General features: G+C 53.7%; 18 protein-coding genes. 5 read left to right on the top strand and 13 right to left on the bottom strand.

Going from position 1 to position 25,307, the window contains the following annotated elements; translation table 11 throughout:
• Positions 1 to 20 precede the first annotated feature (20 nt).
• Entirely contained in the window at positions 21 to 2,636 is a 2,616-nt protein-coding gene (gene pepN, locus NR177_RS05780) for an aminopeptidase N (RefSeq protein WP_063878963.1), read from the bottom strand.
• 290 nt (positions 2,637 to 2,926) lie between these two features.
• Here pepN and pncB point away from each other — a divergent pair, with 290 nt between their 5' ends.
• The 4 genes from pncB (at position 2,927) to NR177_RS05760 (ending at position 8,561) form a co-directional block, all read left to right on the top strand.
• The gene (gene pncB, locus NR177_RS05775) at positions 2,927 to 4,132 is read left to right on the top strand and encodes a nicotinate phosphoribosyltransferase (protein WP_172897740.1); all 1,206 of its coding nucleotides are present in this window, start codon (positions 2,927 to 2,929) and stop codon (positions 4,130 to 4,132) included.
• 157 nt (positions 4,133 to 4,289) lie between these two features.
• Positions 4,290 to 5,690: an asparagine--tRNA ligase gene (gene asnS / locus NR177_RS05770; protein ID WP_063878962.1), complete on the top strand. Its 1,401-nt coding sequence runs from the start codon at positions 4,290 to 4,292 to the stop codon at positions 5,688 to 5,690.
• 300 nt (positions 5,691 to 5,990) lie between these two features.
• Positions 5,991 to 7,160 carry a porin gene (locus tag NR177_RS05765; protein WP_306277986.1) on the top strand — a complete coding sequence of 390 codons (1,170 nt, stop codon included), beginning with the start codon at positions 5,991 to 5,993 and terminating at the stop codon, positions 7,158 to 7,160.
• A gap of 210 nt (positions 7,161 to 7,370) precedes the next feature.
• On the top strand, positions 7,371 to 8,561 hold the full coding sequence (locus tag NR177_RS05760) for an amino acid aminotransferase (RefSeq protein ID WP_256852452.1): 1,191 nt from the start codon (positions 7,371 to 7,373) through the stop codon (positions 8,559 to 8,561).
• 41 nt (positions 8,562 to 8,602) lie between these two features.
• Here the strand turns inward: NR177_RS05760 and NR177_RS05755 are convergent, their stop codons facing one another.
• The 7 genes from NR177_RS05755 to cmoM all read right to left on the bottom strand — a co-directional run bounded on the left by NR177_RS05755 (position 8,603) and on the right by cmoM (position 19,267).
• Positions 8,603 to 9,232 (bottom strand): MBL fold metallo-hydrolase, encoded by a 630-nt coding sequence (locus NR177_RS05755; protein WP_096012234.1) that lies wholly within the window; start codon positions 9,230 to 9,232, stop codon positions 8,603 to 8,605.
• Positions 9,233 to 9,271: 39 nt separating this feature from the next.
• Positions 9,272 to 9,820: a YcbK family protein gene (locus NR177_RS05750; RefSeq protein ID WP_013025254.1), complete on the bottom strand. Its 549-nt coding sequence runs from the start codon at positions 9,818 to 9,820 to the stop codon at positions 9,272 to 9,274.
• A 186-nt stretch (positions 9,821 to 10,006) separates the two neighbouring features.
• On the bottom strand, positions 10,007 to 11,824 hold the full coding sequence (ldtD, locus tag NR177_RS05745; RefSeq protein ID WP_256852451.1) for a L,D-transpeptidase: 1,818 nt from the start codon (positions 11,822 to 11,824) through the stop codon (positions 10,007 to 10,009).
• 169 nt (positions 11,825 to 11,993) lie between these two features.
• Positions 11,994 to 16,460, bottom strand: coding sequence for a chromosome partition protein MukB (gene mukB / locus NR177_RS05740; protein WP_063878957.1), 4,467 nt, complete (start codon positions 16,458 to 16,460; stop codon positions 11,994 to 11,996).
• Positions 16,457 to 17,182: a chromosome partition protein MukE gene (gene mukE, locus NR177_RS05735; RefSeq protein WP_063878956.1), complete on the bottom strand. Its 726-nt coding sequence runs from the start codon at positions 17,180 to 17,182 to the stop codon at positions 16,457 to 16,459. Before mukE ends, mukB begins: the two co-directional genes overlap by 4 nt.
• A complete protein-coding gene (gene mukF / locus NR177_RS05730; RefSeq protein WP_063878955.1) occupies positions 17,163 to 18,485 on the bottom strand; it encodes a chromosome partition protein MukF in 1,323 nt (440 codons plus the stop codon). The genes mukE and mukF overlap by 20 nt, the downstream gene beginning before the upstream one ends.
• Positions 18,482 to 19,267 carry a tRNA uridine 5-oxyacetic acid(34) methyltransferase CmoM gene (gene cmoM, locus NR177_RS05725; RefSeq protein ID WP_063878954.1) on the bottom strand — a complete coding sequence of 262 codons (786 nt, stop codon included), beginning with the start codon at positions 19,265 to 19,267 and terminating at the stop codon, positions 18,482 to 18,484. The genes mukF and cmoM overlap by 4 nt, the downstream gene beginning before the upstream one ends.
• Before the next feature lie 125 nt (positions 19,268 to 19,392).
• On the opposite strand from cmoM, the gene elyC reads away from it, so the two are divergent.
• Positions 19,393 to 20,169, top strand: a complete 777-nt coding sequence (gene elyC, locus NR177_RS05720) for an envelope biogenesis factor ElyC (protein WP_096012231.1) — start codon at positions 19,393 to 19,395, stop codon at positions 20,167 to 20,169.
• Between the two features lie 123 nt (positions 20,170 to 20,292).
• On the opposite strand, the gene kdsB is transcribed toward elyC, so the two are convergent.
• From kdsB to msbA, 5 genes are all read right to left on the bottom strand, one after another.
• Positions 20,293 to 21,042, bottom strand: a complete 750-nt coding sequence (gene kdsB, locus NR177_RS05715; protein WP_063878952.1) for a 3-deoxy-manno-octulosonate cytidylyltransferase — start codon at positions 21,040 to 21,042, stop codon at positions 20,293 to 20,295.
• A complete protein-coding gene (locus NR177_RS05710; protein ID WP_013025246.1) occupies positions 21,039 to 21,221 on the bottom strand; it encodes a Trm112 family protein in 183 nt (60 codons plus the stop codon). Before NR177_RS05710 ends, kdsB begins: the two co-directional genes overlap by 4 nt.
• Before the next feature lie 85 nt (positions 21,222 to 21,306).
• The gene (locus NR177_RS05705; protein ID WP_096012229.1) at positions 21,307 to 22,524 is read right to left on the bottom strand and encodes a winged helix-turn-helix domain-containing protein; all 1,218 of its coding nucleotides are present in this window, start codon (positions 22,522 to 22,524) and stop codon (positions 21,307 to 21,309) included.
• 24 nt (positions 22,525 to 22,548) lie between these two features.
• Complete coding sequence (lpxK, locus tag NR177_RS05700) at positions 22,549 to 23,550, bottom strand: tetraacyldisaccharide 4'-kinase (protein ID WP_256852450.1); 1,002 nt, start codon at positions 23,548 to 23,550, stop codon at positions 22,549 to 22,551.
• On the bottom strand, positions 23,547 to 25,295 hold the full coding sequence (gene msbA / locus NR177_RS05695; protein ID WP_109717238.1) for a lipid A ABC transporter ATP-binding protein/permease MsbA: 1,749 nt from the start codon (positions 25,293 to 25,295) through the stop codon (positions 23,547 to 23,549). Before msbA ends, lpxK begins: the two co-directional genes overlap by 4 nt.
• Positions 25,296 to 25,307: the final 12 nt, after the last annotated feature.

The following is a 25,307-nucleotide window of genomic DNA, read 5'->3' as shown; positions in this document are numbered from 1 at the left end:
TGTTAACCCGCCGTTTTTTATCAGGCGTTCAGTGCCTTGGTAATTTTCTCGTACAGATCGCCAGACAGTTTATCCAGACCTTGCAACTGCTCCAGCGCCTGACGCATCAGCGCCTGGCGGTTAGCGTCATAACGTTTCAGACGAATCAATGGCTCAATCATACGCGAGGCCACCTGCGGATTGCGGGTATTAAGATCCGTCAACATCTCCACCAGGAAGCGATAACCACTGCCATCTTCGGCATGGAACGCCGAGGGATTACCTGAAGCAAACGCACCAATCAACGAGCGAATACGGTTGGGGTTACCCATACTGAAGGAACGGTGCGACAGTAAACGACGCACGTTGAGTAACGCATTTTGCGCCGGGCTGGTAGCCTGTAAGACAAACCATTTGTCCATCACCAGGCCATCCTTGTGCCAGCGCTCATCATAGTCCGCTAACAACGCATCACGGCACGGTAACTGTGCCGCCACCGCAGCAGTGAGTGCGGCCAGGGAGTCCGTCATGTTATTGGCATGCTGGTATTGCGCCTGCACCAGTTTATTCGCCAGATCCATGTCCCCGAAGGCCAGATAGTAAAGACAGATATTCTTCAGCGAACGTTTACCAATGTCTGCATGATCAACATGGTATTCAGCCTGCTGATTCGCATGGTAGACGGCAAAGAACTCATCGGCCAGCTCACGGGCCAGCGTACGCACCAGCGCCTCACGCACCAGCGCAATGGCCTGCGGATCGATAATTTCAAACAGCTCGGCGATTTCGTTTTCACTTGGCAGCGATAAAATCAGGGCGGTGAGCGCCGGATCGCTGTCGGCATCCAGCAACACCGTGCGGAAGGCATCTGCGACATGCAGTGGCAATGACAGATGCTGGCCTTGCTGATGACGCGCCACGTTGAGGCGCAAGTAAGTGGCTAACAGGCTTTGTGCGGCATCCCAGCGTGAAAAGTCGTTGCGTGCATGGCGCATCAGGAAAGTCAGCTGCGCATCGCTCCACTTATAATCGAGCTTCACCGGCGCGGAAAACTCACGCAGCAGTGACGGCACTGGCTGGAAATAGACATTATCGAAAACAAAGGTCTGGAACTCTTCCGTTACGTTCAACACGTTATGCACCGGATGGCCGTCACGCTGAAGCGGAATCACCTTACCCTGCCCGTCATAGAGTTCGATATCCAGCGGGATATGCAGTGGCAACTTCTCTTTCTGCTCGGCCGTCGGCGGCGTGTGCTGGGTAACATGAAGCGTGTACTGTTCCAGTTCCGGATTGTAGTCATCGCGTACCGACAGCGTTGGCGTGCCCGACTGACTGTACCAGCGACGGAACTGAGAGAGATCGATATTAGAAGCGTCTTCCATAGCCTGAACAAAATCATCGCAGGTGGCTGCGCTGCCGTCGTGGCGTTCGAAATACAGCTGCATCCCTTTCTGGAAATTCTCTTCACCCAGCAAGGTGTGCAGCATACGGATCACTTCAGAGCCTTTTTCATACACCGTTAAGGTGTAGAAATTGTTCATTTCGATCACCTGATCCGGGCGGATCGGATGCGCCATTGGGCTGGCGTCCTCGGCAAACTGCGCGCCGCGCATGATGCGCACGTTATCTATGCGGTTAACCGCACGCGATCCGAGGTCGGAGCTGAACTCCTGATCGCGAAAGACGGTCAGTCCCTCTTTCAGGCTCAGTTGGAACCAGTCGCGACAGGTTACGCGGTTGCCGGTCCAGTTATGGAAATACTCATGACCAATGACTGCTTCAATCCCCAGATAATCTTTATCGGTGGCGGTTTCGGCTTTTGCCAGCACGTATTTGGAGTTGAAAACGTTCAGGCCTTTATTCTCCATCGCGCCCATATTGAAGAAGTCCACGGCAACAATCATAAAGATGTCGAGGTCATACTCCAGGCCAAAGCGCTCCTCATCCCACTTCATGCTGTTCTTCAGGGAGGTCATCGCCCAGTCGGCACGATCCAGATTGCCGCGATCGACAAAGATCTCCAGCGCAACATTGCGACCAGAACGCGTGGTAAAGCTGTCACGCAGTACATCAAAGTCACCTGCCACCAGTGCAAACAGATAGCACGGTTTAGGGAAAGGATCCTGCCACTTTACCCAGTTACGGCCCTGATCATCTTTACCGCTGTCAATGCGGTTGCCGTTTGACAGCAGGTAGGGATAACGGCTGCCGTCAGCGATAATGGTAGTGGTAAAGCGCGCCAGCACGTCGGGGCGATCCAGATACCAGGTGATATGGCGGAAACCTTCGGCTTCGCATTGGGTGCAGAGCGCTTCACCGGATTTGTAGAGCCCTTCAAGGGCGCTGTTACGGTCAGGATGAATATCATTGACGATTTTAAGCGTGAAGCTGTCTGGTAACTGACTTAATACCAGCGAACCCGCGTCTTCATGCCAGGCCGTCCAGGCCTGACCATTGACTTCCAGCGACACCAGCGTCAGATCTTCGCCATCCAGACGCAGTTCAGCCTGGTGGTCTCCCTGACGTTTAACCTGACTCACCGCCGTCACCCGCGTCGTCGTTTCATCCAGTTCAAAGGTTAAATCGATATCGGTGATGGTGTAGTCTGGCGCACGATAATCGTGTCGATATTTTATTTGTGGCTGCTGCGTCATATTCCGTCTCGCATGTAGTAGTTATTCGTCAAAGTCTACGCATTCGTCGCTAAAGTAAAAGTATAAGCATTACTCGTCAAACGTCTAAGCATGATGCGCCGAGCTTAGCATGCACAATGCATGTATCAGATAAAATGGCTACAATTTGTTAACAATGACACATTTCGTCCTCGACTCGCTATCCTCAAATATGCTGTGATCGCTCTCTGTTAGTGATTTATACTTTTGCGTCTTTTACGACGTTAAACACACCGGGCTCTGCGCCACCGAACAGGATGCTGAAACGCGCCATGACAGGACATGCTTCCCCGATACTGACTTCGCTGCTGGATACGGATGCTTATAAGCTTCATATGCAGCAAGCCGTATTCCACCGTTACCATGATGTCACGGTGGCCGCGGAGTTCCGCTGCCGTAGCGACGAGCTGCTGGGTTTTTATGCTGACGAGATCCGTGCGGCAATAGATGCCATGCAGGCGCTGGCACTCACCGAGGCTGAATATGCCTGGTTATCTGACCTGCCCTTTTTTGCTGATGACTACCTTAGCTGGCTGCGAAACTTTCGCTACGACCCACAACAGGTCGAAGTCCAAAATCACCATGGCAAGCTGGCTATCCGCATCCAGGGCCCCTGGCGGGAAGTCATCCTGTGGGAAGTCCCACTGCTGGCGCTGATCAGCGAAGTGGTTCACCGTCACCGCACACCCGCCATCAGCAGCCAGCAGGCCGTGGAATTTCTGCATCAGAAACTGGACAGGTTTCAAACCCAGGTGGCCGACACCGATATGTCACGTTTCCGATTGATGGATTTTGGCACCCGACGCCGTTATTCACAGGGCGTGCAGGAATCGATTGTCAGCACCCTGAAACAGGATTTTCCGTGGCTGATGGGCACCAGTAACTATGATCTGGCGCGCCGCCTTGAACTTACGCCAGTAGGTACTCAGGCCCACGAGTGGTTTCAGGCTTTTCAGCAAATCAGCCCGGTGCTGGCGAACAGCCAGCGCGCGGCCTTACAGGCCTGGCTGGATGAATATGATGACAAGCTGGGTATTGCCTTGACCGACTGTATTGCCATGGATGCCTTCCTGCGCGATTTCGGTCCGGTCTTCGCCCGGCGTTATCAGGGACTGCGCCACGACTCAGGTGACCCGGTTGAGTGGGGCGAGAAAGCCCTAGCGCACTATCAGCAGTTGGGTATCGATCCGCTCACGAAAACGCTCGTGTTTTCGGATAATCTCAACCTGGAGAAATCGCTGGCGCTCTATCGTCACTTTGGCCAGCGTACCAACGTTGTATTCGGCATCGGCACGCGCCTGACCTGCGACATTCCCGGTGTTACGCCACTCAATATCGTGATCAAGCTGGTGCAATGTAATGGCAAGCCGGTCGCTAAGCTCTCTGACAGCCCAGGTAAAACGATCTGTCAGGACAAAGCGTTTGTTAAAGCCCTGCGAAAAGCCTTTGACCTGCCGCTGGTTAAAAAAGCCAGCTAGCCTCTTTGTTATCGGGGCGTTAACGCGCCCCGCCTTCCCGGCATTAAATCTGATATTCCCCTGAATTTTGCTTGTTTCCTGTTGACTCACAAGTAACATAGCTACACCCCAGTCTGGGGAATTCATTCACACACTTCTTCTATATAGAGAGATATTTATGAGCGTAGTGCCTGTAGCGGATGTACTGCACGGTCGCGTCGCGGTTGACAGTGACGTCACCGTACGTGGTTGGGTGCGTACCCGAAGAGATTCCAAAGCCGGTCTTTCCTTTATCGCTGTCTATGACGGCTCCTGCTTTAATCCCGTTCAGGCTGTCGTCAATAATTCTCTGAATAATTATCAGGACGAAGTGCTGCACCTGACCACTGGCTGTTCCGTCATTGTCACCGGTAAGGTGGTTGCGTCGCCGGGTCAGGGTCAGGCATTCGAAATCCAGGCGACAAAACTGGAAGTGGTGGGCTGGGTAGAAGATCCCGACAGCTACCCGATGGCGGCAAAACGCCACAGTATTGAATACCTGCGTGAAGTCGCGCACCTGCGTCCGCGTACCAACCTGATTGGCGCTGTAGCCCGGGTGCGTCACACGCTGGCACAGGCGCTGCATCGCTTCTTCCATGAGAACGGTTACTTCTGGGTCTCCACGCCGCTTATTACCGCCTCCGATACCGAAGGAGCCGGTGAGATGTTCCGCGTCTCAACCCTGGACATGGAAAACTTACCGCGCAACGATCAGGGTAAAGTCGACTACTCCGAGGATTTCTTCGGTAAAGAAGCCTTCCTGACGGTGTCCGGTCAGTTAAACGGTGAAACCTACGCCAGTGCCCTGTCGAAAATCTACACCTTCGGCCCGACTTTCCGCGCGGAAAACTCCAACACCAGCCGCCATCTGGCAGAATTCTGGATGCTGGAACCGGAAATCGCTTTCGCCTCATTAGACGATGCGGCAGCCCTGGCGGAAGCCATGCTGAAGTATGTCTTCCAGGCCGTTCTGAATGAGCGTGCGGACGATATGGCGTTTTTTGCCGAACGCGTAGACAAGGATGCGATTAATCGCCTGGAGCGTTTTGTTACTACCGATTTCGCCCAGGTCGATTATACCGATGCCGTCGATATCCTGATGAACTGCGGTCAGACCTTTGAGAACCCTGTGTCATGGGGCATCGATTTATCCTCTGAACATGAACGTTATCTTGCCGAGAAGCATTTCAAAGCGCCGGTGGTGGTTAAAAACTATCCGAAAGATATCAAGGCGTTCTATATGCGCCTGAACGACGACGGTAAAACCGTGGCCGCGATGGATGTGTTAGCGCCGGGCATCGGTGAAATCATCGGGGGTTCTCAGCGTGAAGAGCGTCTGGATGTGCTGGATGCGCGTCTGGAAGAGATGGGTCTGAAAAAAGAAGATTACTGGTGGTATCGTGATCTGCGTCGCTATGGCACCGTGCCACATTCAGGTTTTGGATTAGGTTTCGAACGTTTAATCGCCTATGTCACCGGCGTACAAAATGTAAGAGATGTTATCCCCTTCCCACGCACGCCTCGCAACGCGAGCTTCTGATTTTCAGCATTAAATATAAGAAATTCATATATATAAAGAGGTCGGCATCGCCGGCCTTTTTTTATTTTTGTAAATTTTGATATGTCTCACAAAGTTCCGTTATTTTTACATTTTGTAATACATATTTTATATTTGAAACAAGATTACGACTTTTGTAGCATTTTCGCAGTAGAATTACCCGGTGGGGGATGGAAAGATGCGTGCAGACACAGGAGACACCAAACTTCTTTCAAGGTTCACGTAAAGTTTTCTTGACGGCAGTGGCAGGTGTCCAAATAACTCCAATGAGGGTAATAAATAATGATGAAGCGCAACATTCTGGCAGTGGTTATCCCTGCTCTGCTCGCCGCCGGCGCAGCTAACGCAGCAGAAGTTTATAACAAAGACGGCAACAAGCTGGACCTGTACGGTAAAGCGGATGCACGTCATACTTTCTCTGATAACGCAGGTGATGACGGCGATCAGACTTATGTTCGCTTCGGTTTCAAAGGCGAAACCCAGATTAATGACCAGATGACCGGTTACGGTCAGTGGGAATACAACGTTCAGGCGAACAACTCTGAAGGTTCTGATGCACAAAACAATAACAAAACCCGTCTGGGCTTTGCTGGTCTGAAATTTGGTGATGCCGGTTCAATCGACTACGGCCGTAACTACGGTGTGGTTTATGACGCAATCGGCTGGACCGATATGCTGCCAGTATTCGGTGGTGACTCAGGTAACTCCGATAACTTTATGAATGGTCGTAGCACCGGTCTGCTGACCTACCGTAACACCAACTTCTTTGGTCTGGTGGATGGCTGGAACTTCGCCGTTCAGTATCAGGGCAAAAATGACCGTACTGATACCCGCCGCGCGAACGGTGATGGCTACGGTATTTCAACCTCTTACACCTCTCCAATTGGCGTTGGCATCGTAGGTGCATACAGCAGCAGCGATCGTACCAATGCCCAGGCGGCAGGTGCACAGACCACATTTAGTAATTCCGGCAGCACCACCACCGCTTCAACCACAACGGGTGAAGGCGCTGGTAAACGTGCTGAGAGCTGGGCAACTGCTCTGAAATATGATGCGAACAACATCTATCTGGCAGCGATGTATGGTGAAATGCGAAATGCTGCACCAATCTCACGCTCAACAACAGGTACCTTTAACATTAACGGCCAGACATTTAGCAACGCTTCTTTAAGCGGTTATGCTAACAAAGCCCAGATCATTGAACTGGTAGCACAGTATCAGTTCGACTTCGGTCTGCGTCCTTCACTGGCCTACGTGCAGTCTAAAGCAAAAGACATCGAAAATATCGGCGATGCTGACCTGTACAAATACTTCGATGTGGGCGCAACCTACTACTTCAACAAAAACATGGCCACCTACGTTGATTACAAAATCAACCAGCTGGACAAAAACAACCCACTCGGCATTCCTAACGATGACGTAGTTGGTGTTGGTCTGGTTTACCAGTTCTAAGTTTGTTGATGCAGTACAAAAAACGGAGCTTCGGCTCCGTTTTTTAATGCCGTTTTCTCGCCCTCTCCCCGGTTATTTCCCCCCGACAACATAAGAACGGGTAATTCTGGCGCACAGACGATGAATTTTATCGCAAACGGTTGGCATTTCGCCGTGCTGACGTTAACCTGATGGTTCATTTGCTAAAGTTCACGCTACTGGACCCGACTCATGTTTGAATCGATCTCTGCTGCACCCGCTGATCCTATCCTTGGCCTGGCCGATCTCTACCGTGCCGACGACCGCCCAAATAAAATCAATCTTGGTATTGGTGTTTATAAAGATGAAACCGGGAAAACGCCGGTGCTCACCAGCGTTAAAAAAGCAGAACAGTACCTGCTTGAAAACGAAACCAGTAAAAATTACCTGAGCATTGACGGTCTGCCGGATTTCGCGCGTTGCACGCAGGAATTGTTATTTGGCAAAGGCAACGCCCTGATCGCGTCGGGCAGAGCCCGTACGGCGCAGACGCCGGGCGGTACGGGTGCACTGCGCGTCGCCGCAGATTTCCTGTCTACCCAGACCGCCGTTAAGCGCGTGTGGGTGAGCAACCCGAGCTGGCCTAACCACAAAAATGTGTTCAATGCTGCCGGGATTGAGGTATGCGAATACCAGTATTACGACGCGGCTAACCATACGCTGGACTTTGACGGCATGCTGGCCTCCCTGAAAGAGGTGAAAGCCGGTGATGTGGTGCTGTTTCACGGCTGCTGCCATAACCCGACCGGTATTGACCCAACAGCAGAGCAGTGGCAACAGCTGGCACAGCTCTCCCAGGCCAACGGCTGGTTGCCCCTGTTCGACTTCGCCTACCAGGGCTTTGCCCGTGGTCTGGAAGAGGATGCGGAAGGGCTGCGCATTTTTGCTGCCAGCCATCAGGAACTGATTGTCGCCAGTTCTTATTCCAAGAACTTTGGCCTGTATAACGAACGTGTTGGTGCAATTACATTGGTTGCAAGCGACGCCGCGACGGTCGAGACCGCGTTTAGCCAGGTGAAATACACCATTCGCGCTAACTACTCCAATCCTCCGTCACACGGTGCCGCCGTCGTTGCCACCATCCTGGGTAATGACGCGCTGCGTACTATCTGGCAGCAAGAGCTGTCTGATATGCGTCAGCGTATCCAGCGCATGCGTCAGCTGTTTGTTAACACGCTGGCGGATAAAGGCGCACAGCAGGACTTCAGCTTTATCATCAAGCAGAATGGGATGTTCTCATTCAGCGGATTGACCAAAGATCAGGTCATCCGCCTGCGCGAGGAGTTTGGGGTTTATGCCGTTAATTCGGGCCGCGTGAACGTTGCCGGTATGACGCCAGATAATATGTCTGCACTGTGTGAGGCAATTGTCGCCGTACTTTAGGCTGATACCGCATAAAAAAATGGGCCGCTCTGGCCCATTTTTTATTGCAGGAAAGGATTGGTCAGACGTTCACGTCCCAGCGTTGACACAGGACCGTGACCGGGTAAAAACGTGACATCGTCGCCTAGCGGCAGCAGCTTATTTTTTATCGCATCGATGAGATGCTGATGATTGCCCTGCGGGAAATCAGTGCGCCCTACACCACCGCTAAAAATCACATCACCCGAAATCAGTAAGCGACCTTTGGCATCAAAAAATACAATGTGGCCTGGCGTATGTCCCGGGCAGTGCAGTACGTCGAGCGTGACCTGGCCGACCTGAACAGTGTCACCTTCCTCCAGCCAGCGATCCGGCGTCAGTGGCGCGCAGTACTCAAGACCAAACATTTGGCTTTGCGTGGGTAATGATTCCAGCCAGAATGCATCCTGCTTTTGCGGACCGACCAGCGGCACCTTCCAGAATGCAGCCAGTTCCGCCGCCGCCCCAACGTGATCGAGATGACCGTGCGTAAGCAGGATCTGTGCGGGCTTTACCTCAAGCTGTGCCAGCGTTTGCTTGATGGTCTCAGCATCGCCACCGGGGTCCACAAGGGCGGATTCACGCGTGGTTTCACACCAGATAACCGAACAATTCTGCGCAAAGGCGGTGACGGGGATAATGTGATAGTTCATAACGCTCCATGGTCGGCACCCGCAGCGTTGCCGACGTTACTACCAGTGCCTGACGGGACCGGTATCAATATGTACAAAGTTGCTGCTGGGGTAATATCCTACACCACCGGCTCGCATTTTTAATGCGGCTTTGCGAACATTCGCCAACGTCACCCCTTCAATATGAAAATCCATCGCCTGACCTTTGGTGTGGTAACTGTGTTTTGCCACACCAGGTCCCGACTCCCGCAGCATATTGTTCGTCGCCAGTGAGCGATAGCCGGAGACGAGCTGAACGGGTTTGCGCGTTTCCAACAGCGCCTGAAGACGATAGAGCTGGTCAAACAGATGGGGATCGATACTTTTTGTTTTATTGGCACGGTAGTCGCGGAAAAAGTGGTTCAGGCGTGACAATTCACTTTTGTCGTAACTTTTACCGTTAAAAAATTCAGTTTTAAGGGTTTCGCCAGTGTGAAGATTATTGAGCGTTAAAATCCGTGGACGTGAAGTGGAGAGTGAAGCCATCGCGGTCTCTGGCAGTAAGGCCAGACCGGCAGCGGCACTTCCGCAAAGCAGCAGTTTGCGACGTAAAGAATCGATTGTAGACATGGAGCGGTTTACCTGAAAACAGAGTCAAAGACATGTGCAAAAAACGTACTGGCGGAACCATAACTTCCTGGCGCTAGCACGTCAACCCATTATGGGCAAGTTTGGAAGGCGGCTCCAGATAAAGCCGCCTTAATGACAGGACTGAATCACGCAGAGGCCGTGCGACTAACGATTAAAAATCAACCATTAGAGCAACAACTGTTGCGCACGGCTTAAGACCTGGCTGGCTGAACGCGCCGTATTATCATAATTGTAAATATCTGTACGGAACTGCGTTTTACCGTCATCCGCGACCCAGGCCGTTAAATAATACAGGTTAACCGGGATGCGATGGCGAATAGGCACATAGCGCGTGTCACCCTGCTTAAGCGTGTCAGAAATACGGGCATCGTTCCAGCCGACATCCTGCAACAGAATACCCGCCAGTTCTGAGGCTTTATTGACGCGCACGCAGCCCGAGCTTAGTGCACGAATATCGCGCTGGAACAGGTTGTGGTTCGGCGTGTCATGCAGATAAATCGCATCTGAGCTTGGCATATTAAACTTATAGCGACCCAGCGAGTTGGTTTGCCCCGGTGCCTGACGTATGCGGTAAGGGAAAGAAGACGCGGACACCATGCTCCAGTCAATCATGCTGGGATCGATGACTTCAGAATCGGCACTCCAGCCAGACAGCAGGGTATAACCGTGCTTATACAGATAGGTGGGGTCCTGTTTCACTTTAGGAATAATGTCCTGACGCACCAGGTTGGTCGGCACATTCCACGGCGGATTCAGCACCACATTATTCAGTGCGCTTCGCATCAACGGCGTTTTACGATCTGGCCGGCCCACGATAACCCGGGAGGACAGAACTTTTGTGCCGTTGTTGTAATAGTTCAGCGAGTAGTTGGGGATGTTAACCATAATGCCGTTGTGCATATCATCCGGCAGCAGGCGCAGGCGCTGAATATTCAACGCCAGTAAGGCAGCACGCTGCTGGGGTGAGACATTCAGCCATTCACGTGTGCGCAGGCCAATCGCCCCATCGGCGTCAAGTCCCTGCCACTGCTGAAAGCGTTTTACCGCCGCCACCAGGTTGTCATCATAGACGTTCACACCGCCCGGTGCCGCGGGGGCATTTTGCACATTGCCTGAAACATCGGGCGTGGTGGCGGGTATATCATTAACCGTCACTGCCGAAGGACTCACGGCGACAGGCTGCTCGCTGTGGCTGGCAGGAACGGGCGCGGTAGGAACGACGTCCTCGTTGGGCGCAGGTACGGCAACCTGAGCGCTTAACATACCGCTGCGGCGTAATATTTCGCGTAAGGCCGGCACATCGTCACTGACCTGTCCAGGTCGTAAGGTGTCACGATTTTTAATTTGCGGCCAGGGCTGTTTATCTTCAAGCAGACTCTTCAGCGCCTTGTGCATCAAAGGATACTGCGGATGCTGCGGCACCAGTGAATTGACAAAGGCCAGCGAACTGCCCGCATTCACCGCATTCTGCCATGCATTGATCACGGACACCGACGGTACCGCCAGCTTGTAAGGGACGGTGCTGTACAGCCAGGTTTCCCCCTGAACAGGCACCGTTGACACAAACTGCAAATAGCCCAGCATCGCATCGGACAGCGTTACATCGCGGGCGAAATCTTTAATAGTCGGATCGGTCAGGCGATCGACCCAGCGGGTAAACTGCGGCTGGACGCCGGAAAGCGCAACCTCCGCCAGCTGCTGCTGAAACTTTTGCACGGCGTCAGGATCTTGCCAGATTGGCTGCATATTTCGCGCGGCATACAGGGCAGCCAGTGAAGCGCCATAAAAAGGTTGGTTATCGCCTGAAAAAGCCTGTCGGATCTTCTGCTGGCTCTCGCTGACGGACAGGGCTGCATGCGTCATTTGCGTGCCCGGCATGGCAGCGATGATAGCGGCCTGAGCCATGGCACAAGGAATCAGCGTTAGTGCCAGCGCAAGCCACGAACTAACCTGATGAATTTTTGAGCTTTTATTCAGTAACATCCCTGCCCCCTTCATTAATCTACCGCGCAGCATGTCAGGAAACGGCTGCGATCGGGCTGTTACCCATATTATTGAGTATACGAATAAAAACGGCATTTGCCTCCTGTGACAAATGCCGTTACCAGATTAACCAATGGCGCTGTTTTTGACTATCTCTGCATCATGAATATTATGTCGTGGTTTCGCTTGCTGGATCGGCTTCGCTACTGCGTTTCGCAGGCAGCGGATCGGCGGCAAATCCGCGTAATCCCACCACGTGAACGTGCTCGGTATTATTAAATACTTTACGCATCAGTTTATAAGTGGTGCCCTTCTCCGGACTGATGTTCTCTGGTGCCGCAATAACCAGCTGCATCTCCAGACGCTCACAGAGTTCAAACAGCGTCGCGATAGAGCGTGCATCCAGACGTGCGGCTTCATCCAGGAACAGCAGACGGCAAGGTGAAATATCTTTACCGCGCAGGCGGCGTGATTCCTCTTCCCAGCTCTGAACGACCATAACCAGAATCGACATCCCGGTACCAATCGCCTCACCGGTAGACAGCGCACCACTTTCTGCGCGCAGCCAGCCGTCCGAACCACGATTGACCTCGACTTCCATCTCCAGGTAATTACGGTAGTCCAGCAGCTCTTCACCAATGGTCTGCGGCGTGCGCTGGCCCATATCAATATGCGGATTCAGACGTTGATAAAGCTTCGCCAGCGCTTCCGAGAACGTGAGTCGGTTGCTGTTAAACAGATCCTGATGCTGTTCATGCTCTTCAGACAACGTATCCAGCAGCATCGCGTGGGTTTCCCGCACGTTAACGTTAAGCCGAACGCTGCGCACCTGACCAAAGCTAACGGTTTGTAACCCCTGGTTAAGCTGGCGAATACGGTTCTGTTCACGCTGGATCGTTTTACGAATAATGTTCGCCACGCTACGTGAACTGATCGCCAGAGTTTGCTCACGGGCCGTCAACTCCTCCGTCAGCCGATTGAGTTCAATCTCCATCTGTTCGATGGCTTCAACCGGATCGTCGGTGCGAATAATATCCTGACGGATACGTTCGCGCAGATGTTGATACACGGCGATGAAAAACTGAATCTTACGTTCCGGACGTTTAGGATCTTCAGACAAACGCAGCACGTCGCGCAGATGTTCGTTATCCGCAACCGCCAGGCGCAGTGCGCCCAGCGCCTTATCCGACATGGAGCGCAGTTCATCGCCACTGAGATAAGCCAGTTCACGGCGATGCAGACGGCGTTCCACCCCGTTGTCTTTAACCAGACGCAGTACCAGGCACCAGCCCGCTTTGGCGCTGACCACCTGTTCACGGTTCTGGTGATAGTTACGTTCAAGCTGGCGCAGCTTTTTCTGCAGGTTGTCCATCTCTGCTTCGCAGAAGGTGAGCTGTTTCTCCAGCTGATTGCGGCGGGCGCGGTTGTGGCTCAGCGCCGTATAAAGCTCGTCACGGCGGATTCGCGCGCGTTCTTCCGCGCTGGCATCGGCCTGAACACCAATGTCCTGCATTTCCTGCTGCAGCTCTTTCAGCATGTCGCGCTTGGCATCATAAGCACTTTTTAACGATGCCAGCACCTGCGAATACTGCGTCAGCTGCGACTGATGCGCGCGCAGACGTTCACGCGTGCGGCTCCGTTCGGCTTCGGCCTGCTCCAGCCGCTGCCGTAGTTTATCGCTCAGGTCGTTGTTGCCGCCCAGCATGCCAGCCGAGTCGTCATAGCTAAAATGCGCCCGGCGCTGTACCACTTCCGTCAGGGCAAACGCCTGCTGACGCGCATTGCGCTGCTGTTGCTGCGCCTGCTGGTAATCCGCCTGCAGCTGTTCGTGCTGTTCAGGATCGCTTTGCAGTACCGCAATCATCGGCTCAAGTTTGGCCAGTTTCGTCCCATGTAAATGCAGGAAACGTGCGGCCTCCTGCGCCTCTTCGACCTGCTCGCGAATCTCTTCACAACGATCCGCCAGGGTTTCATCCAGCAACAGGTTAATGCGCGGCAACAGGCGGTTAAGCTGTGCAACGCCCTCTTTCGCCAGCTCAAACTGCTGACGCTGCTGCTGATTGTTGCTTTCATGTTGATTGAGCGCACGTTCCAGCTCACCGCGACGGGCGCCGAGCTGACGGATTTGTGCTTCAGGATCGTCATCGAAGGCCACCGCAAGGTGACTGCCGATAAAGCGGCTGAAAGACTGGTGTAAACGTTGCGTCTTCTGAACGTCAAAAGACAACGTGGCATAGCGTTCCGCCAGGCGATCGCGCTCATTGTTAAGCAGCTCGAGTTGGTTTTCGCGTGCCGCCCGACCAAATAAAGGAATTTTTGGGAAGCGGGAATAGCGCCACTGACGCTCGGCAACTTTCACCACGACTGCGTTTTGTAGCTCGTCTACGCTGAACACGCTGTCATCGAACGACTGGGGGTCCCCTTCGATCAGGTACAGATCTTCCGGGCACTCTTCTAAGCCATCCAGTTGCTCGCGCACCAGCGACAGATCGGGCACCACAATGGCGTGGCGCGACGGGCCATACAGCGCGGAGAAGTAAGGTGCATCGTTCAGCGTCACGTCATCATAAATTTCTGACAGCAGTACGCCGCCAAACCGTTCGGCAAGCTGATTCAGGCGAGGATCTTCGGCACCGCCCGGTTGGCTGAGACGTTCAATTTGCTGCTCAATTTCACGTTTGCGCGCCGCCACTTCGTCACGTTCAACGGTGGTTTCACGCTCGCGTTCCAGCAACTGCTGCATGTATTCGGTCACGTCCTGGCTGCTGGCCAGTTCCTGACCGGTTTGCTCACTGAGCTGAGTCAGGATTTCTTGTGCTGCCAGCCAGTGCGGCGCGCGCGCGGTCAGCGACGTGATGCGTTCGCGCAGCTGCTCAAGTTCCTGGCGCATCATCATGCGCTGTTCGCCCGCGTCAGCCACGCTGCTGTTGAGCTGCTCGATTTGCGCTTCGAGTTCACGCTGCAACCCTTCCAACGCATCAGGCTCGTAATGCTGGCCCTGACGTTTACAGAACTCTGCCAGCAGACGTTCGGCTTCCTGTTGTTCGCGCAGGCGCTGTTCAAGCTCATTCAGGCGCAGACGCAGTGACGAAAGTTGATCGGCATGGTGACGCTGATTGCTGGCATCGCGCAGCAGATCGCGGCCGACTTGCCACGCCTCTTTGCGGCTGACGTCACCGGCAATGCTGGTAACCAGCGACAACGCCTGCTCAAACTGGCTGTGAGCCGCTTCCGCTACGCTCAGCTTCTGCTCAAGATGCAACAGTTGCCCCGTGGCTTCTTCTTCTTTCGCCTGGAAGCTGGCCTGCCATTCGGCAGCATTTTCAATATTCAGATCCGGCAGCTGGCACAGCGATCGCGCACGTTCCAGCGCCTGTAACGCCTGTTGGTACTGGATCGCCCGGGTTTGTTGCACATCCAGCGCCTGCTGAAAATCGGCCAGCTGGCTTTTCAGCTCATCGACTTCCAGTTCGGCCGCCTCAGCACGGGCCTCATTTTCTTCCTGGATTTCACGCGCTTCGGCGACCACTTCGCTCTGCTCTTCCAGACGCAGCGTTAGATCCTCGATATCGCTGTCATACCGGGTAATCTTCTCTTGCTGGCGCATCGCCGTTTGCACCAGATTCAGGTGATCGCTGGCTGCCTGATAATCGATTTCGAGATCGCTTTCCGCCCCGCTGTGTTCGGCCAGCTCGCGCGCCATTTCCACATGACGGAACTGTTCAGAGGCCAGCTGTTTGCGGCTGCTGAACAGCTCATTGCGCAGTTGTAAGGCGCTATCAAGATGAATGCGTCGCTCATTGGCGTGACGCATGTAGTCTGCCGAAACGTAGCTGGTGGCTTCAGAAATCAGATGCTTGAACAGGTCACGATCGGACTGCGTCACGCGGATGGCTTCCAGCGTCATGCGGTTTTCGCGCAGTGCCGCTTCCATATCCTGAAACGCTTTGCGCACGCCGCTGTTTTCCGGCAACAGGTAGTCGCGCAGAGAGCGGGTAATCGCACTGGAGATACCGCCGTAAAGTGACGCTTCGATCAGGCGATAAAACTTGCTGCGATCGCTGGCTGAACGCAGGCGACGCGGCACGACACCGAGATCAAACATCATGGCATGATAGTCGGTGACCGAGCTGTACTGACGGAACTGGACGCCTTCCAGTGCCTCAACGCGTTCTTTTACCTCGTTAAGCGGTAAAACACGTGCCTGACGGCTGTTGAGGATTTCCGTGAGCATGTCGGTAGGCAGCGTATCCGTGGGCAGCCCATGAATACTGAAAGGCTTGATATCGACCTTCTTATCACGTCCGGCGATCTGCTGCAGTCTGACACCCACGACAACGCGTTGATGACGGGAATTGACCACGTCCAGCATGGCATAGCAGACGCCGGCGCGAAGTTTACCGTGCAGGCCTTTATCGCGTGAACCCGAGGTGGCGCCAGCTTCAGTAGTGTTACGGAAGTGCAACAAGGTTAAGTCAGGAATCAGCGCCGTGACAAAGGCCGCCATGGTGGTTGACTTACCTGCCCCGTTCCCACCCGACAGCGTGGTGACCAGTTCATCAAGATCAAAGGTTCGGGCAAAAAAACCGTTCCAGTTGATCAGCGTTAGCGAACGAAATTTGCCGCGTTCAATCATGCCTGTTCTTCCTCCGCGATATCACCCGCATCGCTGTCATTCTCTTCACTGTCTTCCGCCTCAGTCGTGGCCGTTGCGTTGTCCAGCAACATTGCCTCGCCGTCACGAATCAGGCGCAACTGCGCTTCCCGCGGATCATCACCGCTGCGCACATCGGCACCAAAGCGAAAAACAGACTCGATAATACGAAACTTGCTGCTGTCATTGCCAAAGAACCACACCATACCAAGACGACGCAGGCGGCTTAAGGAAGCCCGCATTTTTTCCTGCAGCTTGGCACGATCGAGATCCGAGCCGGTTGAGCGCTGGTTAACCAGCTTCAGCAGTTTGCTTTCATCAGCCAGGGACAGCAGCTCGTCATACAGCTCCTGCTGGGTAAAAATACCTTCGTTCGCCAGACGTTCCGGGCTGAGATAGAGATAGCACAGGATTTTACCGACCATCATATCCAGCTCAGACAGGACAGAGCGAGGAATCAACGTGGTTGAGCGTGGACGCAGATAGAAGAATCCCTCTGGCGCGCGGATCAGCTCAACGTTATAGCGCGTATAAAATTCTTCCAGATACTGCTGGTAATCCATCAGAAAAGCGTGGTTATCCAGCTCTTCAATGCCAATGTGGCGTCCGGCACGCAACTGACTGTCCAGCGCCGGAAAAATCGGATTTGCCAGTGCCTGTGCCAGTTTAACCGGCATCACTTGTTCAATATTTGTCGATGACATGTGCCTGCACCTTGGCTCCGTAATCATTAATGGCTTGCCATTCCACAGGCAAACCGGCTAAATCGGCTTCCGCTACGCCGAGTCGCACCGCCTGATCCACTACGATGCGCGCAAGGTCAAAGTGACGCGCGCGTGGGTATTGGGCCAGATAGTCGCGCATTACCACGGCGAGGTTGAGCGGTTTTTGCTGCGTTTTGTAACTCTCTAAGGCTTCTTCAATCATGGCCGCCAGCTGCTCGCGAATTTCATTAAATTCTTCAAATTCCAGCTCGGCAGGCAGTTCGCCCATGACTTCGTCGTTACGCAGCGTCAACTCGTCATCACGCATATCGTAAAGACGTTCGGCGTTGGCATAGGTCAACGCCCAGGGCGCATCAAAATAGTTCTGTACGGAAACCCGCAACCGCTGAGCAAAAACGCGGTTTTTGTCCATATCGATGGCAGTACGAATAAATTTGTGGACGTGGCGATCGTAGCCAATCCACAGGTCGATGGCCTGCTGCCCCCAACTGGTAATGCGGTCGAGTTTGCTTTGCAAATCGAAGACCAGTTTATCGACGAAGCCCAGATCCGGGCTATCCAGCGTCGCATCCTGAATACGCAGCAGATTTTCCTGCAGCTTATCGCCCGCCGCCTCAAGCGTATCCTGCAGCTCGCGCAGTGTACCTGAGGTTTCCGACAGCAACATTTCACAGCTTGAAATTGCGGCTCGCCAGTCTTTGTTCAGCAGTTCAGCAATATCGGATTTCACCGCCTGCTGTTGCTCATCCATCAGGCGCTGTGTCATATCAATACTGTCGAAGATTTCGGCCACCGAGTATTTCAGCGGCGCGAACACGTTGCGGTGCCAGTGAAATTCGTCGCCATTTTCCTGAGCGGCATCCGCGGCACGCTTCAGTTCCGCAGCAACAATGGAAAGTTGCATAGACAGGCGCAGCGTGGAGAACTCACGCTGGCGGATATAGTAATCGGTGATGCCGATGGCCAACGGCGTCAGGCGATAAATGGCATTGCCCTCGGTTAACTCACTGGTAAAGCGATTTAACAAGCGCTGACGCACCATATCGTTGATGGCGTTGTTGGCACGCACCAGGACGGTTTCACTGGTTTGCTCAAAGGCTTTGCTGACGTGACGAAACGCATCAATCAGATCACCTTCGCTCATCTCTCCGTCCATGCGCTCGCCATTTAGCGTGGCGATAGCCAGCAAAAAAGCCAGACGTTCAACTGGCAGCGCAAGGGAGAAGTCATTCTTGCGCGCCCAGGATACCAGTTCCGGTACCGTCTGGGAAAATTCACTCATAATTCGTCCTTCTGCCCGGGTTTGCGCGCGGTCACGTGGATGTAACGCCCTAAGCTTAAAAAGGGTTCCTGGCGGCAAAAGCGCCGCTCCATCTCAATAATTTCGTCGTCACTCTTTGGCTCGCCTTTAGGCGGCTTCATATAATCACTGAATACACGAATCCCGGCACGCCGTTCAATCTGGAAACCACAGGCTTCCAGCCAGCGATACACATCATCGGGATCGCGAGGATAATCCGGTGACAGCGTGCGCTTCTTGCGTTTGGTTAAGTTGGTACGCAGATAACCAAAATTACCCAACGTCAGGGTGCGTAATGTTAAACCATGCAGGTTGTAAAACATCAACGACAGCACGCCGCCGGGCCGCAGTGTATCAAACAAGGCTTTTAACACGGCTTCAGGTTCAGCAACCCACTCAAGCACAGCGTGAAACAATACCAGATCCACCGGCTTAACCAAATGTTCACCGACCTGCTGCGCGCTAATTTGTTTGAATTGCATGTGGTGGCTCACACCCAGCGCCTGGGCATTTTCCTGCGCGCGGCGTAACATTTCACCTGACAGATCGCACAGCACGACCTGATGGCCCCGCGCCGCCAGCCCGCTGGAAATTTGCCCTATACCGCCGCCCGCATCCAGCACGCTCAGGGAAGAGGAGGACAGGCTGGGAAGAATCGTTTCCAGCTCATCCCACAAGATGGCCTGACGCACCTGGCCTTTGGTTGTGCCGTAAATATTTTGCGAAAATTTATCCGCGAGATCGTCAAAGTTACGATCCTGCATGGCGTGGACTCCGGTATGCTGCGGTGAAACATATGCTATTTTGTCACAGGTACAGTAAGAATGAAGCTTTCATCCCATTCTTGTGCTCTGGCTGCTGTTTTTTCGGACAACAAGAGGTTTTTTAAATGTTTTTTATGCTGAAAAAGGCAGTGGGTAACGTATTACTTCCCCTGCCTTTTCTGCTTTTACTTATGGCAGTGGGCATTTTACTGCTTTGGTTCAGTCGCTGGCAGAAAAGCGGCAAAATAATCATCTCAACCAGCTGGCTGGTGTTATTGCTGATTAGCCTACAACCCGTTGCAGACCGCCTGCTGCTGCCGGTGGAGTCGCACTATCCGACCTGGAATGGCAGCCAGAAAGTGGATTACATCGTGGTACTGGGCGGAGGTTATACCTATAACTCTGCATGGGCACCCAGTTCAAACTTGTTGAATAACAGTTTGCCCCGGGTAACAGAAGGCGTGCGTCAGTGGCGGCGTAACCCGCAGGCAACAATGATATTTACCGGTGCCGCTGCAGGGCATAACCCCAAAAGTAATGCGTGGGTAGCCGCACAGGTCGCCGAAAGCCTTGGCGTACCTTCATCACATATCCATACATTGGATCAGCCCAAAGATACTGCGCAGGAAGCCCAGGCGGTCAGCGCCCTGATCGGTCATCAACCCTTCCTGTTGGTTACATCAGCGAATCATATGCCGCGTGCCATGCGTTTTTTCCAGCAGGCAGGACTCGACCCGACGCCCGCGCCGGCTAACCAACTGGCGATTACCTCCCCGTTAAACTGGTGGGAGCGTGCTTTCCCTTCTCCGCTGTGGATGGGCCACAGCGAGCGCGCTATCTATGAAACGCTGGGCAGCCTGTTACAGCGCTTTAAAACCTCTGCTGAGGACACTGGCCCGTAAACATGCTGAGTGATACGCCCAATAACGCGCGTATCACTCAACCATGGTTTTCTGTTTGGGGCCATATCTGGACGGGTGCATCCTCAGGCAAGCGCCGCGAGGGGTAAAGCGCGACGGCTCGACTCAGCCGTGCATGGCAGCACGAACGCGGATCAGATCCTCTGGCGTATCGACGCCAACGCCCGGTACCGTTTTTGCTACCGCGACATGAATCTTTTCGCCATACCACAGCACGCGGAGTTGCTCGAGAAGTTCGATCTGCTCAAGTGGACAAGGTGCCCAGCCTACGTAACGACGAATAAACCCTGCGCGGTAGGCGTAAATGCCAATGTGACGTAACAGCGTATCGCCGATCCGATCGCGCGATTCAGCATAGCGCTCACGGTCCCAGGGAATGGTCGCGCGTGAGAAATACAGCGCGTAGCCTTTTGCATCCATAACGACTTTAACGGCATTGGGATTAAATGCTTCTTCCGCATCGGTAATCGGCACGGCCAGCGTCGCCATACCTGCTTCAGAATGCGCCAGGTTGGTCGCTACCTGATGCACGATTTCCGCCGGGATCATGGGCTCATCGCCCTGAACATTGACGATAATTTGATCGTCTGCAAACTGATACTTCTCAATCACCTCGGCAAGACGTTCCGTGCCTGAATGATGGTCGGCGCGCGTCATGCAGACTTCGCCCCCTGCCGCTTCGACAGCGCTGGCTACATCAGGGTGGTCGGTCGCCACGATCACCCGGCTGGCACCGGATTCTCGTGCACGCTCCATCACATGTACCACCATCGGCTTGCCATGAATATCGACCAAGGGTTTACCGGGTAAACGGGTTGAGGCATAACGAGCAGGAATGATGGCAATAAAACTCATGGATGGATCTCTTCAACCGATAAGGTACGGGCTTCATTTTCCAGGAGAACCGGAATGCCATCGCGCACAGGGAAAGCCAGCGCATCCGGCTTGCAGATCAGTTCTTGCTGTTCGTTGTTGTAGTACAGCTTGCCATTGCAAACCGGGCAGGCAACGATTTCGAGTAAACGGTGATCCATATTTCCTCCATCACGGACCGAGAGCGTAAGCGCTAAAGCATATCACAGCGCTGACAAGAGCGGGTAAACCGCACCGGGTGCGGCATCACGGATTATCCAGTTGCCACAACGTTGGCCAGTGCGCCAGTAACGCTGAGGGTGCCTGCTGAATCGCGACCGTCTCTGCGCCCTGCCAGCGCGCAAAGCGGGTTATTGCGCGTTGGGCATCCTGCAAAAATGACGCAGTGACCGGGACGTTTTGTTCCAGCCAGATATTTTTGATTTCAAGCTGGCGCGACGCGCGGAGCATCCGTGCATCAAGCCGGGCTTTAATTTGGCCGCGATGCAGTAAGGGTAAGACAAAGTAGCCATATTTACGCTTAGCGGCTGGCGTATAGCATTCAATACGGTAGTCAAAACCAAAGAGTTCCAGCGCCCGTTTCCGATCCCAAACCAAGGGATCGAACGGGGATAACAGCGTGGTATGTGTCGCTTTCAACGGCGTCGCTAATCCGGGCAGCGCACTCTGATGCAGCCACATTTCTCCCATACCATTAACCTCGACCGGAATAATTTCTCCGGCCTCCTGCGCCCATTGCATAAACACGTTGACGGGTGCGCGTTTCAGCCGGTAATAATCCGCCAGCCACTCGCGGCGAAAAATCCCCAGGCTGCGTGCGCTGTTTATAAGCATTAATCGGGTTGCTTCGTCCTCGCTGATGGCATGGATCGCATCCTGCCAGTCAGGCATCACCCGGGCGCGTAAATCGTAAACACGCTGAAAATTTCGCCGTTCCGACACCATCAACTCACCGGCACTAAACAGGTTTTCAAGATGCCGCTTGTGCGGTTTCCAGGCCCACCATCCGGGTTTATGATTTTTTCCGCTGGCAAAATCGGCCGATCTTACCGGTCCGTTATCGCGGATATACGTCAGTAACTCGGCGATCTCCTGCTGATATTCGGCAGCCCACTGCGCACTGTATTTCCAACCCAGACGTTCAGGCGACAGCATGCGATGTCGCAGTAGTTTGTAATCGTTGCGCGGAATAAAGCAGGCTTCATGGGCCCAGTACTCAAATATCTCGCCCTGAGCAAGAGCCTCATCCAGCCAGGAGGACGGATAGTCGCCTAAACGACTAAACAGCACCAGATAAGGGCTTCGGGCAACCACATTGATGGTGTCGATTTGCAGCAAAGACATCTGGGTAATACAGTCTGGAATGTCCTCACGGCGTGCCCGGCGGGCAGCGGGACGAAGCAGGCCCTGTGCCGCGAGTTGAATATTGCGGGCCTGCTGTAGCGAAAGTGAATGTGTGCTCATTCTCTTCCTTATCTGAAGGGGATTTTAGTGCGATGCCCGGTGTGAATACGTGCCGCAAAGGCGTTCTAAATCGTCTAACAGTGCCGTTGCCGCTTCAGCTTGCAGATGAGCATCTACCGGTAAATACCACCAGGCAGGTTGCGCGAATGCGCGACACTTTACTGCATCTTTTTCGGTCATCAGCAGCGTCTGCTCCGGCAGCAGCAGACGTGAAAGTTCGTCTTCGCTATAGGCATGGTGATCGGCGAAGGCGATTTCCGCCACGGGCGTTAAACCCTGCTGTTTTAAGGTGTTAAAAAAGCGAGGTGGATGACCGATTCCCGCCATCGCAACAACGTCTTGAAACGCGCTGAGTGGACGTTGCTCACCGCTAAGAAGGTGGGTCGCCATGCCCGGGCGCAGTTGCATGGCAATTTCACCCTGCTGCGGTTCGCCGCCGTTGACGATAATGGCATCCACCGTATTCAGGCGCGAAGCACGTTCACGCATCGGACCCGCGGGTAGCCACCAGCCATTACCAAAACGGCGCACCCCATCCACCACCACGATTTCCCGATCGCGCTGCAATGCGTAATGCTGCAGGCCATCGTCGGTGACAATCAAATCCAGTGAGTGATGTTCCAGGAGCGCCTCAATGGCATCACGACGACGAGGGGCGACGGCCACTGGCGCAGACGTGCGCTGAGCGATCAGAACAGGTTCATCCCCTGCCTGTTCGGTCGCAGTGTCGGCCGTAACCCGCAACGGATAACTGTCTGCTTTGCCGCCATAGCCGCGTGAAATCACACCTACCCGTAATCCGCGCTGTTGCAGGGCTTCGACCAACCAAATCACCACTGGCGTTTTACCGTTCCCACCAGCAGTCAAATTACCCACCACGACCACAGGCAGCGGCGCGCGCCAGCTTTTACGCCAGCCGCGTTGAAAACTGAAGCGAATCAATGCCGTGATAGCACCGTACAGCACACTGAGTGGCCATAGCAGTAACCACAGGGGCGATCGGCCACTCCAGATGCGCTCAATCATTGGCCAAATTGCATTTTATGAAGTTGTGCATAAGCGCCTTTTTCCGCCAGCAACGCTGCATGCGTGCCGCGCTCAATGATTTTGCCCTCTTCCACCACCACAATTTCATCCGCTTTTTCGATAGTAGACAGGCGGTGTGCAATGACCAGGGAGGTACGGTTTTTCTGCAACTCGTCCAGCGCTGACTGGATGGCACGCTCAGATTCCGTATCCAGCGCAGAGGTCGCCTCATCAAGAATCAGGATTGGGCAGTCGCGCAGCAGCGCGCGAGCAATAGCGATACGCTGGCGCTGACCGCCAGACAACAGCACGCCGTTCTCACCGATCACGGTATCCAGGCCTTTATCCATTTTATTGATAAAATCCATGGCATGGGCCATGGTCGCCGCCTTTTCAATTTCCTCGCGGCTGTACTGCTCGCTTCGCGCGTAGGCGATGTTATTGGCGACGGTATCATTGAACAGGTGCACATTTTGCGACACCAGTGCCACCTGATTACGTAATGAGGATAAGGTGTACTCGCGCAGGTCGTGACCATCCAGCAAAATGTCGCCCTGCTGAATATCATAAAAACGCGTCAGCAGGCTTGCAATGGTGGATTTACCCGAGCCTGAGCGACCAACCAATGCCACCGTTTTTCCTGCTGGCAGCATCAGATTAATGTCTTTCAATGCTGGGGTTTCACGACCGGGATAGGTAAATGTCACATTACGGAACTCGACATCGCCTTTGGCGCGGGTAATTTCACGCTTACCGGTGTCAATTTCCTGTTCGCTGTCCAGGATTGAGAACAGCGTCTGGCAGGCTGCCATGCCGCGCTGGAACTGAGCATTGACGTTAGTCAGCGACTTCAGTGGGCGCATCAGGGCAATCATCGAGGAGAACACAACCGTTATGGTACCAGCGGTCAACGTATCCATTACGCTTGGGAAACTTGCCGCATAGAGGACGAAGGCCAGGGCCAGAGAGGCGATCAGCTGAATGACAGGATCGGAGATCGAAGACGCTGAAACCAGCTTCATGCCCTGCTGGCGCATACGGTTGCTGACCTTAGCAAAGCGCTCAGATTCAATTTCCTGACCACCGAAAATCAGCACTTCTTTATGCCCTTTCAGCATTTGCTCAGCGCTGGTCGTCACCTGCCCCATGGTGTTTTGCATCGATTTGCTGATGTTACGGAAACGTTTTGACACCATGCGAATGGCAAATGAAACGATGGGGGCCAGCACAATCAGGATCAGTGACAGCTGCCAGCTGTAATAAAACATCATGATAAACAGGCCAATAATCGATGCACCCTCACGTACCACCGTCACCAGCGCACCTGACGACGACGAGGCAACCTGCTCAGAATCATAGGTGATGCGCGAGAGTAGCGTGCCCGTGGACTGTTGATCGAAGAAGGCTACCGGCATGCCCATCATATGACTGAAGAGGCGGCGACGCATATTCATGACTACATTGCCCGACACCCATGAAATGCAGTAGCTGGAGATATAGCTGCTCACGCCACGAATCAGCATCAAGCCAATGACTGCCAACGGCATCCACAGCATTACGGACCTGTCCGCTTTACCAAAGCCGTCATCCAGCAAAGGCTTCAACAGGGAGAGCATTAACGTATCGCCTGCGGCATTAATAATCAGGGCCGTAGCCGCCACAATTAAGCCAGCTTTGTTGGGTGCGATCATCGGCCAGAGTCGACGGAATGTCTGCCACGTTGAGAGATCTTTATCTTGATGCATTATTTATTCACG

The organism is Pantoea sp. Fr+CA_20, from assembly GCF_024520835.1.
GTDB lineage: Bacteria > Pseudomonadota > Gammaproteobacteria > Enterobacterales > Enterobacteriaceae > Pantoea > Pantoea allii.
The sequence above is the reverse complement of the archived record's forward strand: the minus strand, read 5'-3'. Positions and strand labels throughout refer to the sequence as shown.

Bases quoted from the DNA above. Each gene is read 5' to 3' on its own strand.
- pncB (WP_172897740.1), top strand. From the start codon at position 2,927: ATGACAGGACATGCTTCCCCGATACTGACTTCGCTGCTGGATACGGAT.
- ldtD (WP_256852451.1), bottom strand. From the start codon at position 11,824: ATGTTACTGAATAAAAGCTCAAAAATTCATCAGGTTAGTTCGTGGCTT.
- NR177_RS05750 (WP_013025254.1), bottom strand. From the start codon at position 9,820: ATGTCTACAATCGATTCTTTACGTCGCAAACTGCTGCTTTGCGGAAGT.
- lpxK (WP_256852450.1), bottom strand. From the start codon at position 23,550: ATGATTGAGCGCATCTGGAGTGGCCGATCGCCCCTGTGGTTACTGCTA.
- NR177_RS05765 (WP_306277986.1), top strand. From the start codon at position 5,991: ATGATGAAGCGCAACATTCTGGCAGTGGTTATCCCTGCTCTGCTCGCC.
- NR177_RS05755 (WP_096012234.1), bottom strand. From the start codon at position 9,232: ATGAACTATCACATTATCCCCGTCACCGCCTTTGCGCAGAATTGTTCG.
- mukB (WP_063878957.1), bottom strand. From the start codon at position 16,460: ATGATTGAACGCGGCAAATTTCGTTCGCTAACGCTGATCAACTGGAAC.
- msbA (WP_109717238.1), bottom strand. From the start codon at position 25,295: ATGCATCAAGATAAAGATCTCTCAACGTGGCAGACATTCCGTCGACTC.
- mukE (WP_063878956.1), bottom strand. From the start codon at position 17,182: ATGTCATCGACAAATATTGAACAAGTGATGCCGGTTAAACTGGCACAG.
- NR177_RS05705 (WP_096012229.1), bottom strand. From the start codon at position 22,524: ATGAGCACACATTCACTTTCGCTACAGCAGGCCCGCAATATTCAACTC.
- elyC (WP_096012231.1), top strand. From the start codon at position 19,393: ATGTTTTTTATGCTGAAAAAGGCAGTGGGTAACGTATTACTTCCCCTG.
- kdsB (WP_063878952.1), bottom strand. From the start codon at position 21,042: ATGAGTTTTATTGCCATCATTCCTGCTCGTTATGCCTCAACCCGTTTA.
- NR177_RS05760 (WP_256852452.1), top strand. From the start codon at position 7,371: ATGTTTGAATCGATCTCTGCTGCACCCGCTGATCCTATCCTTGGCCTG.
- cmoM (WP_063878954.1), bottom strand. From the start codon at position 19,267: ATGCAGGATCGTAACTTTGACGATCTCGCGGATAAATTTTCGCAAAAT.
- pepN (WP_063878963.1), bottom strand. From the start codon at position 2,636: ATGACGCAGCAGCCACAAATAAAATATCGACACGATTATCGTGCGCCA.
- NR177_RS05710 (WP_013025246.1), bottom strand. From the start codon at position 21,221: ATGGATCACCGTTTACTCGAAATCGTTGCCTGCCCGGTTTGCAATGGC.
- asnS (WP_063878962.1), top strand. From the start codon at position 4,290: ATGAGCGTAGTGCCTGTAGCGGATGTACTGCACGGTCGCGTCGCGGTT.
- mukF (WP_063878955.1), bottom strand. From the start codon at position 18,485: ATGAGTGAATTTTCCCAGACGGTACCGGAACTGGTATCCTGGGCGCGC.